Origin of the sequence: Saccharothrix ecbatanensis, from assembly GCF_014205015.1 — a bacterium.
Classification (GTDB): Bacteria; Actinomycetota; Actinomycetes; order Mycobacteriales; family Pseudonocardiaceae; genus Actinosynnema; species Actinosynnema ecbatanense.
Genome location: NZ_JACHMO010000001.1, coordinates 5220484 through 5236721, shown reverse-complemented (window position 1 = coordinate 5236721; position 16238 = coordinate 5220484). Strand labels below are relative to the sequence as shown.

Sequence of the window (16238 nt, the reverse complement as noted above, 5' to 3'; positions counted from 1 at the left end):
AGTAACATAGTTTGACCTGCGGAAACTTCATAGAAGGACTTTTAAGCCCTTGCCTATATGCCTGTACCCAAGAGGGGTCAGGGAGGCTCTACGGCCCTGCTAGGGGGTCATACGGCGAATGTGGCTAGGTATCCCCGGTCAACAATGATACAATGGATAGGTCAGAGAGAATTACCGGTGAAGCCTTTTAGGCCCGGATAAAGAGGACTTTAGTCCAACCATAAACGTTCCTAATAATCATCCGGCGATTTGACAAATAGAAGAATATCCGGATAATAGAAGTAGAAGCGAAAGACAACCACCTCCGAAAGGAACATTTCAGCTTACTTCAAATAAAGACTTGAAGACCCCAAGTGCGTTCGTGGTTGTCCGCACTTGGGGTCTTTTATATGTCGAGAAAGAGACAACCACAATGATTGAATACAGTAAAAGAGAATGGCTTTTGATAATTGATACTCACGTTAGTGAGCAAACAGAAGTCAAGGTAACCACTGCCACCGGTAAGCCGGTTGTATTAAAGGCGAGTACTTCGTTTGGATTTATCGCCTATCACCTGTCACAAAAGTACGCTGATTGGACAACAGGAGAGGGCATTTACTGCTCTCAAATTAAGCTCGCAAAAGACTTCAATATGTCGAATAAAACCGTAGGTCAGGTCTTCCAATTACTAGAAGAGCTTGGCTTAATGACTCACGATTCATCAAAGGATAAGCAAGACGGTCGTAAATACTACGACCTCGCAATGCCTACCCTATGTTCTGACGACATAGGGGGTATGTCCTCACAACACACCCCCTATGTTCTGACAACACAGGAGGTATGTTCTGACAACACACAAACAACTAAGGAACTACTAATGATCAAAGAAGAGAATAAAGAAGTAAGCCCGGCAAAGCCGGGCGGCATTGTTATTTCAATGAACCTCCTTGACTCCAAAGGAAAAGAAATGTTTGGGGCTAGTCGCAGAGCGACTAGCGTACCCCCTACTTATTCCTTGACTGATACATATATCCTTGATTCTAATGGAGTACTTAAAGTGCCAGCAAAGAAAGAGGGGGTGTGTTCTGAGAACATAGGGTCAGTGAGTGAAATAAACGGGGTGAGTTCAGAGAATCTACCGGGGTCCGAAGGTTACTATGCGGATATCAGAACAAAGATCCGCAGTCGCTTAAAGGAAGAATCAGCTAAGTCAAGAATCAGTGATTCAAGAATCGTCAATGCAATGAGCGTCGCTATGACCTCGGTAAGAGATGGCGCTTTTACGGGTACCGCCGATGAAATCGCAGAGCAAGCGTTAGTGAGAACTGGACTGGTCGAGCCGTCAGGCTTTGACTGGTAAGGGGTCTAGATCAGCCCTACGGCTTAATGAATAGGGATTAGGGTACAACCACCCCATTAATAAGGTAATAAGCTCTCAGGGCCGTTCTGAGGGGTAGCAATAAATAATCTGAAGAAAGTTTCAAAAGGTGGGTGCACTCTACGGGGTGCACCCTCTTATTAATAAGTAGAGGGGAAAATAATTCCCCGGTATCCAGAAGTCTTAAGCTAACGCTCCTCTCCTTACCGATCGGGCTTTCTGGATTTGAGGGATCAGAAGTATTACAAAAAGATCCCATCAATATTAACCCTCGGTATGGGTTGAGCCTTTGCTTTCGTTTCTGCCACTTTTTATTCAAATTCCTTTTCGGTGGCGCAAACGGTTCCCCATACCGAGGGTTAGTCAAATTAACCGAAAGGATGTGCCTATGAATGGGCGTAGAAATTATCCTCGCAATCATAGGTGTTATATCCGGCGGGGGATTAGCAGGATTAATAGCCGTCTGGAGTAATGGCGGTAGATCCTATAGAAGAGAACTTAGAGAACAAGTATCCAAACATCAACAATTAATCGACAAGCTTTCAAGTAAGGTTCAATCGCTTGAAGACGAAGCAGATACATGGAAAGAAAAGTATTTCGATCTTGTATTCGGAATCAAGGAATATCGCTTGCGACTATTTCATATTGCGGCGGAACATAACGTTCCTCCGAAGGTAATCGAAATGATTACAACAGACGACGAGCTGGATAGGCTCATTATTAGAATCGAGAAGATTTGACATGTCACCAGGTGATTACATACTGGTCTGCTTTAAGTGCATTTATAAGCGCTACAGCAGCAAGAACAAAGGCAATTGCCCTAAATGCGGTAAGCGTCTCAAATCTATAGGAAAGTCGAAGAAGTAAGGTGATCGCAGTCAAGAGATTATGTGCGGGGGGTTGCAGAAGAATAGTAATCCGTGGTCGTTGTGCTGAATGCAAACGACACTATGAGCACCAACGTGGATCATCTACACAAAGAGGGCTTGGTTACGAGTATCAGAAGAATAGGGCAGTGGTATTAGGCATGAGCGATATATGCCACTTATGCGGACTGTCCGGCGCTGATACTGCGGATCACATCATCCCGAGAAGTATGGGAGGAGATCATTCAATTGATAATCTCGCTCCGGCACATTCCCATTGCAACTATGCAAGAGGGAATAAGGAACTATGAGCGTTGAAAATTTAACGGGGGGCTATCGAAGAGAAGTTGAGAAGTTCACTAAGAAGCCATACGGACAGACAACAGAGAAAGAGCTTAGAGCCTTTCTCCGAAGCAAAGCAGGTAAGCCATACAGATACATGTTTGGTATATAGGATTCTCCAAGGGGAGAAAATAAAGAAGGCCAGTGGTGGCCGGAATGGAATAGCAATGATTATTAGAAAGTATAATGCAGCAAAGATTACCGAGACATTCGAGTATGAAGAGCAGAGAGACCAGACACTAGAAGACGTACAAGATGATGCCGAAAGTATTAGACTGTTCAATAAATATGGTTCGTGCACTATGATACCAACACTTAAAGGTTTTCAAATAGCCGGGGGAGAAGGCAAAGTATCCCTGACCTTTGACGAAAGAGATAAACAACAAGTAGTGCAATTACTATTGCAGATGGCTAGCGCGCTAGACCCTAGCTTGATAAAAGAAAGTAAGACAGTGACAGTAAGAGTCAATACTGATCAGTTGAAAGATAATGATAAGCCTAAGCGCCAAACAATGCTAGGCGCTTTTCTCGGGGAGGAAGAATGAGAGAAGATCGCAGACTAGATAACAAAGATTCATCTGATCGAGTCAAGCAAGTCGTTGTAAGGGTTATTGGCGATAGTGACGATGTTGTTAAGGGACAGATGCGAGATTACTTCGAATCATTGAGACCTATTAATGAAGCCATAGATGAGGCCAGAAACAAGGGCTCCCAGAGGGACACAGACGAAACAGACTGACCTAGGTAGGGTCAGTACACCCGAGAGGGGTTCTAGTGGCTCACAGACGCTCTCAGAGGCCAATACAGCGATCGTGGTTTAAGGCACATACGGCAAGCCCCCCGGCACCAGACAGGCACCGGGGGGCTTGAGTGTCGAGCTGCTGACCGCAGTCAGCTAGGTGTCAGTCGTCCGACTTGTCGTCAGAACCTTCGTCGTCACCGGCCTTGCCAATGATGCCTTGCTCAATGGCTGCATCAATGGCAGCAGCGTAGGACTCGTTGGGAATGCGAGTGCTGCCCGCGTCCTGGCCCATCGCAATGACGAAGTCCTTCAAGCCCTTGGAAGACTCGGGAACCGCGTCACCATCCTTCTTGCCGAACTTGGCAGCCTTGCGCCAGACCAGGCCGTCAACCTTGGCGGCAATCTCAGCGCCGGTCATGCTCGGCTTGGTAGCAGTACCGGCCGTGCCAGCAGTACGGGCAGCGCCAGAGGAGAAGGCAGCCTTGCGGTAGCCCTGCTTGGTGTCAAAGACATCTTCGAACACCTTCACATCATCTTCAGCGTGAGCCTTCTTCGAAGCATCCACGTACTTCTGAACTGACTTGAGGAAGGCTTGTGCCTCACCTTCGGTCAGGTCGAGCTGGTGCACGTCACCGCCGATGCCGATGAACACCTTCTGAAGTTCGTCAGGGTCGCCAACCTCGTTGTAGTTGCCCTTGGCGTCCGGAAGGTCAGACGTCCAGATGATGCGCTTACCCATGTCATCCCCTATGTGTGCGGTTACTCGGCGGCTAGTTCGTCTTGCTTGCGAGCAAGCTAGCACACATACCTAATCCACTCCAACTTATACACAGAGTAACCAGGTATAGACGGTAGGTAGTACGGCGGGGAAGGGGTAGGAGATGAGTAGTAAGCAATACCAATGACATATATATAGACACACATGGTCCTACTATCATTCATTCTTTGATTTGAAATAGAAAATAAATGAATAAAACACTATGCACATACAATGCATAATCATACATAGGGTACCCCCATGCAGTCCAAAAAAGTCTAGAGGGTACCTATGTCTAGACCCGCGTCATTTGGTTCTGTGAAAAAACTGACCTGCATAAACAAAAGTTGATACAAACACGGGTCATGTATGGGTATGCACGATGAATGAATAAAACATGCCGGGAAGGGGTGAATGATATGGCCTTTGATGCGCCAGATTCAGTAATAGGAAAAGCACTTGATGAATGGAACCGATTATTGCCGTACATGAAAGAGAATGAATACGACGTAGCGCAGAATGTGCAACCGTATGCATCATATTGTATTGCGGTAAAGAGACGTGACGAGTGTGAAACCGCGATAGATGAGCAAGGCTTACTCGTTGATTCTCGCCAGGATACATACGCGAGAAATCCAGCGACCTTGATTCAACAGGGCTGCAATCAAACCATATTGGAAATCTCCAAGAGATTCGGATTCACTCCCGCTGACAAGAAAGCTTTAGCGCAAGAGGACAAGTCAGAAGAGACTGAAGAAGTCCCTGATTACATGCGTGCGCTGTTGAGGAAGTGACCATGATTGTTAACCTACGCACCTTGGAGACCGGACAACGCACATGACACCGAATACCTTTTCGATGAGTCAAGGGCGCAACAGGTAACCGACTTCCTACAGAACGCAATGATCTTAAGCTCTGGATTCAACCAGGGTAAACAAATGACGTTGCTTGAATGGCAACAAGAGCACATTACGAAGTTGTTCGGGACCGTTCGTTATTCCGAGGAACTTCGAAGACACGTAAGACAGTACCGCAGTACGCACATATGGATTCCGCGTAAGAACGGTAAGACCACGCTTATAGCAGCGTTGGCAATCTACTTGCTGTCTATGGACATGCCGGGTAAGGCCACCATCCTTTGTGGTGCTTTGACCGGTGGTCAAGCGGAACAGATATTCACCCAAGCCAAGGGGTTTATTAAGGCTAACAAGTGGCTGAACAACCCGAAGATATTCAAGATCCGTAATGGTTGGCGACAGATTGAGCACGTGCCAACGGGAAGCATCTTGAAGGTTGTGGCCCAAGGTGATGACGTAAAACTTGGTAGCGAACCGACCACCATCATTATTGATGAGTTGGCCGTTCAAAAGAGTTCCGACTTTATCAACTCACTGGTTGGTGGTCAGGGCTCTACAGCCGAACCTTTGTTCATTGGTATCTCTACTGCCGGTTACAAGAACCGACACAAGTTCGGATATCAAGAATGGCAGGCAGACAAAGAGGTATTTGAAGACCAGTCAAAGAACAAACAGCACTTGGTTTTCATGCGACCTCTTGACGAAGATGCCGATTGGGAAAACGAAGAAGTTTGGAAGCAAGCAAACCCGTCTATCGGTGAGGCAAACTCGATCGAGTTCCTTAGAGGCGAGTACGTCAAGGCTAAGAAAAAGCCTCACTTGATACCGTGGTTCAAAGCCTATTACCTGAATATTTGGGGTAATGAAGGTGGATCATGGCTTGACGAGACGCGTTGGTATGACTCGGGAATGTCCGGGGGACCGGTAATAGAAGAGTTGTTACATGGTCGTATGGCTTATGGTGGCCTTGACTTGTCTTCAAAGAAAGACCTGACAGGTTGGGCTTTGCTATTCCCTGGTAGTCCAGAGAATGCAGATGACCCCGGTTATACCGTAGTTCTGAGAGCTTTCATGACTCAATGGAGTCTTGAGAACCCAAAGAACGTCACAGCAGATCAATTGCTTGAGTGGCAGGCAGAAGGATTCTTGACCATATTCGATGGTGAAGAAATCCAGTATGACGCGGTTATTGATCAAGTAGTCATGGATTGCCAGGACTTCAATGTCGAGCTAATCGGTATCGACAAGTGGGGGGCAAGAGACCTTTCACAACGTATCGAGAAGGCAACAGGGCAAGACCTAATCGACATCAAGCAGGGTTACAAAAACCTGTCTGAACCTACGTCTCAGCTTGAGACATGGGTATTGGACAAGCGCCTATATCACGGCATGAATCCTGTATTGAAGTGGAACGTAGAGAATGCCGTATTAACCCGTGACAACTTTGACCGGGTGATGATCCATAAAGGAAAGTCGCAAGGCAAGATCGATGGACTAGCAGCATTAATTAATGCGGTCTATGTCGCGTATGAACCCGAGGAAGAAGAACAATCAGCGTTCTTTATCCCTGCTTCTCAGTTTATGAAATAGCCTCCCAAGAGGCAGAAAAGAGGAAACATGACTACAGCATTGCAATTGGTTGGCGTCGCTGCGTTCTGCACTGGTGCTTTCCTGATTACGCTATGGCTTGGACTTATGTTGACTGGCCTCTCAATGGTTGTCCTAGGGCATCTATTAGACGGGGGTGTCAATGAAGAGTGAGCTTATTTAAGAAGAAAGAATCAAGGGCTAGGCCGGTAGCGTCATGGCTTAACTTTTGGGGCAACGGTCGAACACAGAAAGCCGGGGGAGAAACAGCAAAGAGTATCCCGTTAGTTATTGGTGTGTTCAACTCGATCTCTGACAGCATCGCTCAAAGTCCCGTTGACATATATAGAAAAACCAACGGTGTTGACGTTGAAGTAACCAGTAGACCCAAGTGGATTGACAGACCGAACGCCGATCAAACGCCATATGAATTCTGGGAACAAGTAGTTCAGTCAATGCTCTATTACGGAAATGCCTACATCTACAAACTGAGGTCAGGCAACAAGATACTAGAGCTTCACGTATTGCACCCGGATGACATAGAGGTCAAGCAAGAAGTCAGGTTCGGCCCTAGAACGTATACGGTGCAAGGGTTTGATGGTGAGCTGACTAAAGACGATATCTTGCATATTAAAGCCTACGGGGGACCAGACAGCCTTTACGGCATTTCCCCGGTACAGGCAGCAGCTACGTTTGTCAGCTCCGCATCATCAGCACAGGATTACTCGGCTGGTCTTTATGACCACAACTTGAACCTTGCTGGTGTGATCGAGATTCCGCAGAAGGCAGGCAAAGATTTATCGCCGGACGAAGCAGCGCGAATCGGTAAGGTATTTGCTGATTCCCATAAGCCTAGTGCCGAGGGTGGAACGCCGATCGGTGTTCTTGGTGGTGGAGCAACATTCAAGCCTATTAGCTTGACTCCACAACAAGCACAGCTAATCGAGTCCGACCAGTGGAGCGCACAGAAGTTCGCAACCTTACTGAATGTTCCCGCATTCATGGTTGACGCTAGTGCAGGTTCTTGGGCCGGTAGAGGTTTGCAGGTAATGAATCTCTGGTATCAGCAGAGATCATTGCAACCTTGGGTCAGACGTATTGAAGACGCATTCAGCACGTTCTTACTTTCAGCCGGGTTGAGAATGAAGTTCAACCTTGACGCGATATTACGTAGTTCAACCAATGAACGCTATGACGCTCACACAAAGGCAATCAATGCCGGTTGGCGCACTCGTAACGAAGTAAGAGCATTGGAAGGTCTCAAGCCTATTAATGGTCTTGACGAACCGATCGTTCCTCAGTGGATGTTCAATGCGAGTGATCAGGCTGCGCAAGCGGATCTGACACAAGAAAAGTTACAAAAAGAGATAGATGAAATAGGCGACGACTCGCCGGGAGGTGAAAATGCATAATAAAGAAATCCGATATACCATAGATTCACAGTTCGAAACCAGAGCAGAAGGCAAAGGTTTCCGAATAGGTGGGTACGCATCGGTATTCGACAAGAGAAGTCAGAACCTCGGTGGGTTTGTCGAGATAGTCCAAGGTGGAGCTTTCTCCAAGACTATCAATGAATCAGACGTTAGAGCCTTATGGAATCACAACGCTGATCATGTGCTAGGTAGAAATAAAGCCGGTACGTTGAGAATGTCCGAGGATTCAACAGGGCTGTTTTACGAAGTTGACTTACCTGACACGCAAACAGGTAGAGACATTTACGAATCAATCCAACGTGGTGACGTGACTCAATCATCCTTCGGATTCTCGACTATCGAAGATGGTTGGGGTTTGACAGAAGATGACTTCCCGGTGAGAACGCTCAAAGAGGTAGTTCTCTATGACGTATCCCCGGTTACCTATCCCGCGTACCTAGACGCAAGCATTGGTGTAAGAGCCATCGAGCGACTAGCGGAAATGAGAAACATAGATTTAGCGGACGCACAGAATGATCTAGTATCCGCTGTTAGAGGCAACAACACTGCGCCGGTCAAAACCACGTATGCCGTTGGGTCTTACTTTGACCCCTCAGAGATTCTAGTAATCCGGGGGAGAATGAAAGGGCTTAAAGCCTAACCGTCCAATCGTATAGAAAGGACAACTAAATAAAACACAGGAGATGATTTATCCATGTCTTTTAAAGACGAATTGGAGGTAGCTCTACAGGCATACGATGCAGCTAAGGAAGAACGTTCTGCGCTAGTTGGTGCAGAAGTTACCGAGGAAGTACGCACAAAGGTTTCTGAAGTAGAAACCCGTATGACTGAGCTAGCCGCCGAGGTTAGCAACCTTTCTGCTAAGGCAGAAGAAGAAAGAGCAATTGAGGAAGCAAGAGCAAAGTCACCTTTGTTCGTTCCTCGCGTAGTAACCAACGACCGTGCAAAGAACGACAATGACGAACTACGTTCATTGTTCGCTTCAAGAGGTTCAAGAAACTTCAGCACTACTGCAAGAGAATTCCGTGCGGTTCTAGGTTCTGCTGATGGTAACTACACAAGCAAGACTTTCGGTGACGCGGTAATGAGCAACTTTGCCAACCGTGCAACCCTAACTAATGCTGGTGCTGTAATAAGAAACGACCAGTCAGGTAACAAACTATCTGCGGTTGCGGTAGACACAATTGATACCGCTTGGACTGCTAGAGGTGACGCTCTACCTGACACCACAACTGGCACAGTCAAGGAACTTTCAGCCTACCTAGTAGGTGGAATTGTTCGAGTTGACAACCAGCAAATCCAAGATTCTGCTTCTGACCTAGTTGGCCTAATCGCCAACAAAGCTGGTGTAACTATCGCCAACGAAGTTCAGGAAAAGCTTCTAACCGGTACGGGTACTAATGAGCCGACTGGTGTTCTTGCAACAACAGGCGGTGCGGCAGTAGGTGTTACCGCTGGTGCTTCAGCTCTAACAGCAGCCAACCTTTATGTTCTACGTGGAAAGGTAGTTAACCCGACTGCTTGGGTTATGAACAGCACAACTTTTGCTGCAATCATGAGCCTTGACACTAATGGTCTATGGGCGGTTGACCCAACCAAGAGCGTTACAACTCTATTGGGTGTTCCGGTTATCTTCGATGAGAACATGCCTAACATTGGTGCCAACAACAAGTCAGTTGTTCTAGGTGACTTTGCCAACGGTTATTACCTAAGAGTTGCCGGTGGTATTGATACTCAAGTTCTAGTTGAGCGTTACGCCGAATACAACCAGACAGGTATCAAGGTTGTTACTCGTGTTGATGGTGTCGTAACTGACCCTCAGCTAGTACAGGTAATCAAGCACGCTGCATCATAAGAGAAGCTAGCTAAAGGCTAAGAGAAAAACAATGAGGAATACCCCGGTCAATATGGCCGGGGTTCCTTTGTGAAGGAGGTCAGATGAAGTTATTAATGAAAAGAAACTATGGCGTGACAGTGGAAGCTAAACCGTGGTTGCCAAAAGGTGAGGTCATAGACACCGATGAAATGGGCATAAGTCATGCGGAAGCAGTCTCTTTGATTGCCAACAACAGAGCTGAACTAGCGCCGGGTTATCAGGCTGACCAGCTTTTTGATGGAAGCAACAAAGAAACCGCTACCGTCAAGACACCCGAAAAGAGAACACGAAGAAAGAAGGTGAATGAATGATTAAGAAGGGTAAGAGTGAAACCGTAAGTCATACCTTCTATGTTAACGATGTTGTGGCCGATGCCGGAACAGTAACAGTGACGGTATTAAATGCCGATGGCGACGCTATCCATTCAGGCTCAACTATTAAGTTGGGCAATGTCTATTCATTCACATTACCTTCCCAATCGACATTAGGAGTTATAAGTATTGAATGGAATGGAACTATCCATGACGAGACTACTTATGACGAGATAGTTGGTGCCCATCTATTTGAAGTATCAGAGCTTCAAGCGCTAATGACTTTGAGAGGTCTAACCAAGACCTACACGCCCGAGATTTTGAGGGCGGTACGTGACGAGATAACGGAAACGTTCGAGACAGCGACCAACCGGGGCTTTGTCCCTAGACGCCGTAGCGAGCTGGTGTCTGTCAGGGGAGGCACAGCAGCCCTAAGCCGGGTGGACGTGCGCCAGGTGGTCACTGTGGATGGCTCTAGCTACTCGGATGACTGGACACCTGACGGGGTGCTTACCGGCCTCACAGGCCCTACAGCGACCGTTGTCTATGACTACGGCCTAGACGTGACTGCGGACAGCAGAGCAGCAGCCCTAGCGCTTGCTGTGTACGTGGTCGGTGCCAAGACCAACAAGACACCAGCCAACACAGAGAGCTTGACCGATGGGAACGGCAACACCTACCGCGTAACAGTGGCGGGTATCAGGGGTGTTCTATCACCGGTGCCTGAAGTAGATGTTTTCTTGAAGAACAAAGCATTTCAAATGCCGGGGGTAGCTTAAATGACTGCCCCAATACCAACATCTTCAAGACAGGCCAAAGCATATCTTCATGAAAGATTAGATGCTTTGCTTACCGACTATGACGCAAACATAGCGGCAATCTATGGTCCACCGGCGGAAGACAATCTAGCCAATACCATTATGATTGGCGACATTAATTATGAGTCTGTCGATACTGCCTCAATCGGTAGGCGCATCAACATCAATGAGGTCTACAACATTGAATGCGCAGTAGTTATTGCACAGCAAGACGGCAATAACTATGACGTAGAACAGACAGCCTTTGACCTCTATGCGGTAATAGAGGCGGAAGTCAGGGATAATCCCACACTCGGTAATACCGTTGACTTCGTAACCTGCAAGCTTCAATCGGTTCAATCAGCGCCGGGTGTTAATGGTGGTGCCGTATGTGCACTGCTATTTAATGTCGAGTGCCGAAAGAATCTAAGGTGATCCCATGTTGACAATAACCATGTTGACCGATTGGGGACCACCTGAATATGTATGGCTTAAGAGAGGTCAGACAGTAAGTCTGCCAAGAGCTTTCGCAACCTTGCTCATCAAACAACGTCGGGCGAGGTTTGACGGAAACGTGTTAGAGATGTTCGAAAAATAAGACATGGTGATAAGTCACCAAGAAAGGGGATGTTTGAAATAGCAAACATCATTGATGGCTATGTGGGTACTAAAGACGAAGTAACTTATGGAACCCCCGTAGCTGTAAACAAGTTCTATGTATTCAACAGTGAAACAGTTGAAGGAGACTATAGCAATGTCATCATGTCAGCCGGTCTCAAAGCTGGAGAATACACAGTCAATTCTGAAAGAGTTGCAAGAAATCCTAAAGGCGCAAGTGGAAACTTAGAACTGGAATTCGATAACCAAGGTTTCGCATTCTGGCTAAAGCACATGCTCGGTTCGGTAACAACAGGCGCGACGGCACTAGGTGTAACAGAACATACATTCAAACTGGGCGACACTGCCGGTAAGTCATTCACACTTCAGAAGAAGTTGCATGACTCCGAAGGTAACGCACATATCATGACCTATCAAGGTGGAAAGGTAACCGAGTGGGAACTATCTAACTCAGTTGATAACTTCCTAATGCTTAACTTAGGTCTTGATTTCCAGAAAGAGAATGTTGGTGCGGGTGCCGGACCTCTGGCAGCGCAGACACCGACTTACCCAACGGGCGTCAAAACATTCAAGTTCTTTGAAGGCTCAGTAACCGTAGGTGGTTCGACAAGAGAAATTATTGACGTAAGCCTAAAGGGAAACAAGAACCTCAAGACAGACCGTTATTACATCAACGGTACCGGCTTGAAGAAAGAACCAAAGCAGAACGGTCACGATGAATTGACCATTGAGTTTACTGCACAGTTTGAAGACCTTGATGACCAACTACGTGTTGCAGCAGCAGGGGAATCGGACGCACAAGCGGAAGTAGTCCTAACTTGGACTGCTACCGAAGCTGAAGCGGGTGGCGGATTGTCTACCTTGACAATCACTCTGCCGGTAGTTTCTTTCACCAGCGCATCAACAACTATTGATGGTATTCAGATGTTGGAACAGACAGTAAGCGGTAATGTTCTTTGGCCTGCAAACTCAGGTCAGGGTGACAACCCGATTACCGTAGTGCTCTTGACTCCGGATACAACCGCGTAATGCCTGCCTATGTTATAGGTGCGAATGGTTTTCGCAGATTGCGTAAAGACCTAAAGCAGATGGACGACAAGGCACCGAAGCAATTGGCAAAAGTCAACAAGAGCATTGCTCAACATGTTGTCGAGCTTGCCAAAGCCAAGGCGTCAAGTTTGGGGGGAGTGGCTAATAAAGCTGCTCCCGCCTTATCTGCAAGTGGTTCGGGATCATCAGTAGCAGTCTTCTTAAAGAAGACAACAAGACCATATGCGTTTGGTGCTGAGTTTGGGTCTAAGAAATACAAGCAGTTCAAACCGTGGAGAGGGAACAACAGCAGTGATGCCTTTGAAGGCGGACCCGGTTACTTCCTATTTCCTACTATCCGGGCTAACAAATCGGAGATAGAACAGAAATGGTTAGAGGCAGTAAACAAGCTTCTCGAAACCATACAGTCACAGTATTAAAGCCCTAGCCCCCGGCTCACAATAGGGGGCTACTTTATTGGAGGAACAATGACAGAAGGACATGAAGTATATGAGTTTGACAACGGGTTCAACTTCAGTTTTGGTTGGGGTGACCTAGTAACCATCGGTGACATTATCCACTTTGAGAAAGTGCGTAACCATCCGTATGACGATCTATTTACCGGAATCCCTAAGAAGGAAGTCAAGGACGATGGTTCTTGGAGTTATGTAACCGATGAGTTCGGAAACATCGTGCGAGAACACACCAAAGAACTATCTGCGGAATTCATCTGGATTCTTGCACGAACACAGGACAAGTCTTGGACCTATGACCAGACTTTAGCTCTACCCGGTTTAGTGCTTTACAAGTTGTTTGCCGAACTAGCCAAGAGACAACTAGAGGCTATGGAGGAAGACAAAAAAAGTGAGCCGTCCAAAGACGGCGAGAAGAAAAAGAGAAACCCACGTAAAAAGCCTGAAAGCGATACAGACGGAAAGGCTTAAGGGTTTGGTTAGAGCAGCCCAATTCTTTGGGTTCAACTTAAGGGATATCTACGACTTGACGTCTTTTGAGTTCAACGTCTACATAGACGAGATGAAAGAGCAAGTCGAAGAGCAGCAAAAGCAAATGAAGAAATCCCGAGGAAAGGGGGCCTAATGTAACTTGGCTAAAGATGCAAGGATCAGGATTGGCATACTTGGAGACTCCAAAGATGGACAACGGGCAATGCGTGAGTATGCCCAATCGGTCAAAGAAACAGAAGATGCGCATGACAAGCTTAGTGCTACATTAAGCTCTTACGGAAAGACAAGTGCCAAGATACTTGGTGCAATGCCTGCATTAGGTATGGCAGCCGGGGCAGGGGTGGCAGCAGGATTAATGGCTATCCCTGTTGCTTTAGGTGTAGTAGCAGCAGCGGTATTAAGTAACAACGAAGAAGTCAGGTCTGCCTACTCTGACCTCTGGGATGATGTAAAGGTAATCGCGCAAGATGCAGTTGCGCCTTTAGCGGATACCTTTGTAAGCATAGCAAAAGAACTAGGAAGTACGGCACGAGAAATCAAGCCGGATCTAGAAGCTATGTTCTTAGCGGCTGAACCCGGATTGAGAGAACTTGGTTCAGGTGTCTCTGACTTCATCAAGAACGCTATGCCTGGTTTCCGTAAAGCGGTCGAAAGTTCTTATGATCCGCTTAAGGCAATGCGCAGTCTCATGGGCGATACGGGTGAAGGGTTTAATGACTTCTTTACCAACATCAGTGCAGGCTCAAAGAGCAGCGCCACCCTCATTACCGAACTAGGTCGAATCATACAAACGGTGCTTGGTTTTGCCGGATCAATCCTTGCCAAATTGGCGAATGCCTTTGAGGGCAACTTTGGTCAGATTCGAGAGATCATTTCTCAAGTCACTAGTTCGCTCTCATCACTCGCTGATGGAGCGTTGCCCGTACTAGGCACAGCCGTCACAGCAGCTCTGAGCGTAGTGAGTTCACTGCTTAAGGCTTTTGAGCCGTTCGCGGGCGTCCTAGGCACCGTTGCGGCATCCATGCTGGTAGCGGCTACCGCTGGTAAAGCGCTAGGCGCAGCTTGGGCATTCATGTCAGCAGGTGGCGCGATAGCGGCAAGCTTGCAGGGTGTCTCAACCCGAGTGTCAAACGTAGCTCTATCCGCTGGTGTACTAACCGAGTCTTTGACAGGTTCGGCTAATGCTGGTGAGAAGGTGGCTACGGCGGGTAGTAAAGTCGGAACGATCCTTACGGGTCTAGGCAAGTCACTACCGATTGTCGGTATTGCCGTTACCGTCTTTGCCCTTGCTTGGGAACAGTCATCAAAGAGCATGGAAGAAGCCTCTAAGAGAGGTGGAACCCTAGCCGAGTCTTTGATTAAAGGTGGTAACGAAGCTGACAACGCGAGGAAGAAAATTAATGACCTCGTTGCAGAGAACACTAAATACCAGACTCAATTGAATGAGCTTGAGCGTCAACAAAAGGGAGCCGGTAAAGCAGCCGGTACTTTTGCAAAAGAGATCAGGGATTTGCATGAGAAGATCGACACCAACAATGCAACCATTGACGCATCACGTAAGAGCTATGACGAGATCAAAGGCTCTTTGACTGGTGTGCAGTTGGCTCATGTCAATCTCAATGAAGCCATAGAAAAACATGGCGCTACCTCAGTAGAGGCTCAGATTGCAGGTGCGGCTTTACGTGCCGAGACTGATAAGTCAGCCGAGTCTCAAAGACTGGCAGCGGAAGCAATCAAGACAACAACGCAAAGGTTGATTGAGCAGTTCAATCAACAGATGGCAATGCTTGGTTCTGATCTTGCTTATCGAGATTCAGTCAATGCAACAGCCGATGCTCAAAAGAAGTTGGCGGAAACTATCGCTACCAATGGCGCTACGTCAGAGGAAGCGGCAGACGCAACTAGGGCATTGGAAAGAGCACAACTAAATCAGATCAATTCTGCGGCTCAACTGGCAGCAGCGACATACACAGGCACCAATGAAACCAAGCGCGGTGAATTGGCAATGCAAGCAGCAACACGAGAGACGTTGAATCTTGCAGCGGCCAACAACGGCAACCTTTCACCTTCACTGCTCAATGCGGTAAGGAACATGAATGCAACGCAACTGCAAGCAGCAGGTGTGACAGCACGCATCAATGAGACAGGTCAAGCGGTTATTAATTTACCGGGTGGCAAGACTGTTGTTCTTGGTATGAATGATTATGCTAACTGGCCTCTACAAGAGGCAATCAATAAATTGCAGAACATCCACAGCAAGACGGTTACGGTACGGGTAAACAACGATGTCTATACCTCTTACTATGGAGGTAGGCCAACGGGTATGCAGTTTAAAGCCAAGGGTGGACACATGAAACCCAATATGCCGACTGTCGTTGGTGAAGAAGGTATGGAAATGATCTGGCCTAGCAAGAGTGGTTATGTGCAAACAGCCGACGAAGTAAAAGACTTCCTCGGGATGATGCGCAGTGTTGGGCCACTTGCTATGTCGAGCGTGCCCACATTGTCGGATGTTCCGATGAATGCTGGCTCTAGCTCAACAAGTGTTGGGTCAATCAACATCACCATCAATAGCAGTTCGAGTAGCCCTGAAGACATATCGGATAGCGTCATCAGAAAGATTGAACAGAAGTTAGTTAGAAGAACGAATATTAGAACGGGCGGACGGGGCATCTCATAAGGGGTGCCCTACCCTATTGAA

17 protein-coding genes are annotated in these 16238 nt (G+C 47.3%); 16 read left to right on the top strand and 1 reads right to left on the bottom strand.

Translation table 11 applies throughout. The features are described from left to right. The first annotated feature begins 361 nt into the window (after window positions 1–361). The 4 genes from F4560_RS21800 to F4560_RS21785 all read left to right on the top strand — a co-directional run bounded on the left by F4560_RS21800 (window position 362) and on the right by F4560_RS21785 (window position 3110). On the top strand, window positions 362–1339 hold the full coding sequence (locus tag F4560_RS21800) for a hypothetical protein (protein ID WP_184922672.1): 978 nt from the start codon (window positions 362–364) through the stop codon (window positions 1337–1339). 410 nt (window positions 1340–1749) lie between these two features. After that, window positions 1750–2097: a hypothetical protein gene (locus tag F4560_RS21795; protein ID WP_184922670.1), complete on the top strand. Its 348-nt coding sequence runs from the start codon at window positions 1750–1752 to the stop codon at window positions 2095–2097. 287 nt (window positions 2098–2384) lie between these two features. After that, entirely contained in the window at window positions 2385–2534 is a 150-nt protein-coding gene (locus F4560_RS45710; RefSeq protein ID WP_184922668.1) for an HNH endonuclease, read from the top strand. A 198-nt stretch (window positions 2535–2732) separates the two neighbouring features. Next, window positions 2733–3110 (top strand): hypothetical protein, encoded by a 378-nt coding sequence (locus tag F4560_RS21785; RefSeq protein ID WP_184922666.1) that lies wholly within the window; start codon window positions 2733–2735, stop codon window positions 3108–3110. A 357-nt stretch (window positions 3111–3467) separates the two neighbouring features. On the opposite strand, the gene F4560_RS21780 is transcribed toward F4560_RS21785, so the two are convergent. Next, window positions 3468–4046 (bottom strand): hypothetical protein, encoded by a 579-nt coding sequence (locus F4560_RS21780; RefSeq protein WP_184922664.1) that lies wholly within the window; start codon window positions 4044–4046, stop codon window positions 3468–3470. Between the two features lie 437 nt (window positions 4047–4483). Here F4560_RS21780 and F4560_RS21775 point away from each other — a divergent pair, with 437 nt between their 5' ends. From F4560_RS21775 to F4560_RS44870, 12 genes are all read left to right on the top strand, one after another. Then, window positions 4484–4858: a phage terminase small subunit P27 family gene (locus tag F4560_RS21775; RefSeq protein WP_184922662.1), complete on the top strand. Its 375-nt coding sequence runs from the start codon at window positions 4484–4486 to the stop codon at window positions 4856–4858. Window positions 4859–5002: 144 nt separating this feature from the next. Then, window positions 5003–6511 carry a terminase large subunit gene (locus F4560_RS21770; protein ID WP_184922660.1) on the top strand — a complete coding sequence of 503 codons (1509 nt, stop codon included), beginning with the start codon at window positions 5003–5005 and terminating at the stop codon, window positions 6509–6511. A gap of 167 nt (window positions 6512–6678) precedes the next feature. Continuing rightward, window positions 6679–7920: a phage portal protein gene (locus F4560_RS21765; protein WP_184922658.1), complete on the top strand. Its 1242-nt coding sequence runs from the start codon at window positions 6679–6681 to the stop codon at window positions 7918–7920. Then, entirely contained in the window at window positions 7913–8581 is a 669-nt protein-coding gene (locus tag F4560_RS21760) for an HK97 family phage prohead protease (RefSeq protein WP_184922656.1), read from the top strand. The genes F4560_RS21765 and F4560_RS21760 overlap by 8 nt, the downstream gene beginning before the upstream one ends. A 54-nt stretch (window positions 8582–8635) precedes the next feature. Continuing rightward, complete coding sequence (locus F4560_RS21755) at window positions 8636–9796, top strand: phage major capsid protein (protein ID WP_184922654.1); 1161 nt, start codon at window positions 8636–8638, stop codon at window positions 9794–9796. Between the two features lie 83 nt (window positions 9797–9879). Beyond that, window positions 9880–10128 carry a hypothetical protein gene (locus F4560_RS21750; protein WP_184922652.1) on the top strand — a complete coding sequence of 83 codons (249 nt, stop codon included), beginning with the start codon at window positions 9880–9882 and terminating at the stop codon, window positions 10126–10128. After that, on the top strand, window positions 10125–10907 hold the full coding sequence (locus F4560_RS21745; RefSeq protein WP_184922649.1) for a hypothetical protein: 783 nt from the start codon (window positions 10125–10127) through the stop codon (window positions 10905–10907). Before F4560_RS21750 ends, F4560_RS21745 begins: the two co-directional genes overlap by 4 nt. Next, entirely contained in the window at window positions 10908–11360 is a 453-nt protein-coding gene (locus F4560_RS21740) for a hypothetical protein (RefSeq protein ID WP_184922647.1), read from the top strand. Between the two features lie 192 nt (window positions 11361–11552). Then, the gene (locus tag F4560_RS21735; RefSeq protein ID WP_184922645.1) at window positions 11553–12572 is read left to right on the top strand and encodes a phage tail tube protein; all 1020 of its coding nucleotides are present in this window, start codon (window positions 11553–11555) and stop codon (window positions 12570–12572) included. Beyond that, window positions 12572–13012 (top strand): hypothetical protein, encoded by a 441-nt coding sequence (locus F4560_RS21730; protein ID WP_184922643.1) that lies wholly within the window; start codon window positions 12572–12574, stop codon window positions 13010–13012. Before F4560_RS21735 ends, F4560_RS21730 begins: the two co-directional genes overlap by 1 nt. Before the next feature lie 48 nt (window positions 13013–13060). Continuing rightward, window positions 13061–13516: a hypothetical protein gene (locus F4560_RS21725; RefSeq protein ID WP_184922641.1), complete on the top strand. Its 456-nt coding sequence runs from the start codon at window positions 13061–13063 to the stop codon at window positions 13514–13516. 223 nt (window positions 13517–13739) lie between these two features. After that, window positions 13740–16217 (top strand): coiled-coil domain-containing protein, encoded by a 2478-nt coding sequence (locus tag F4560_RS44870; protein ID WP_246477866.1) that lies wholly within the window; start codon window positions 13740–13742, stop codon window positions 16215–16217. Window positions 16218–16238: the final 21 nt, after the last annotated feature.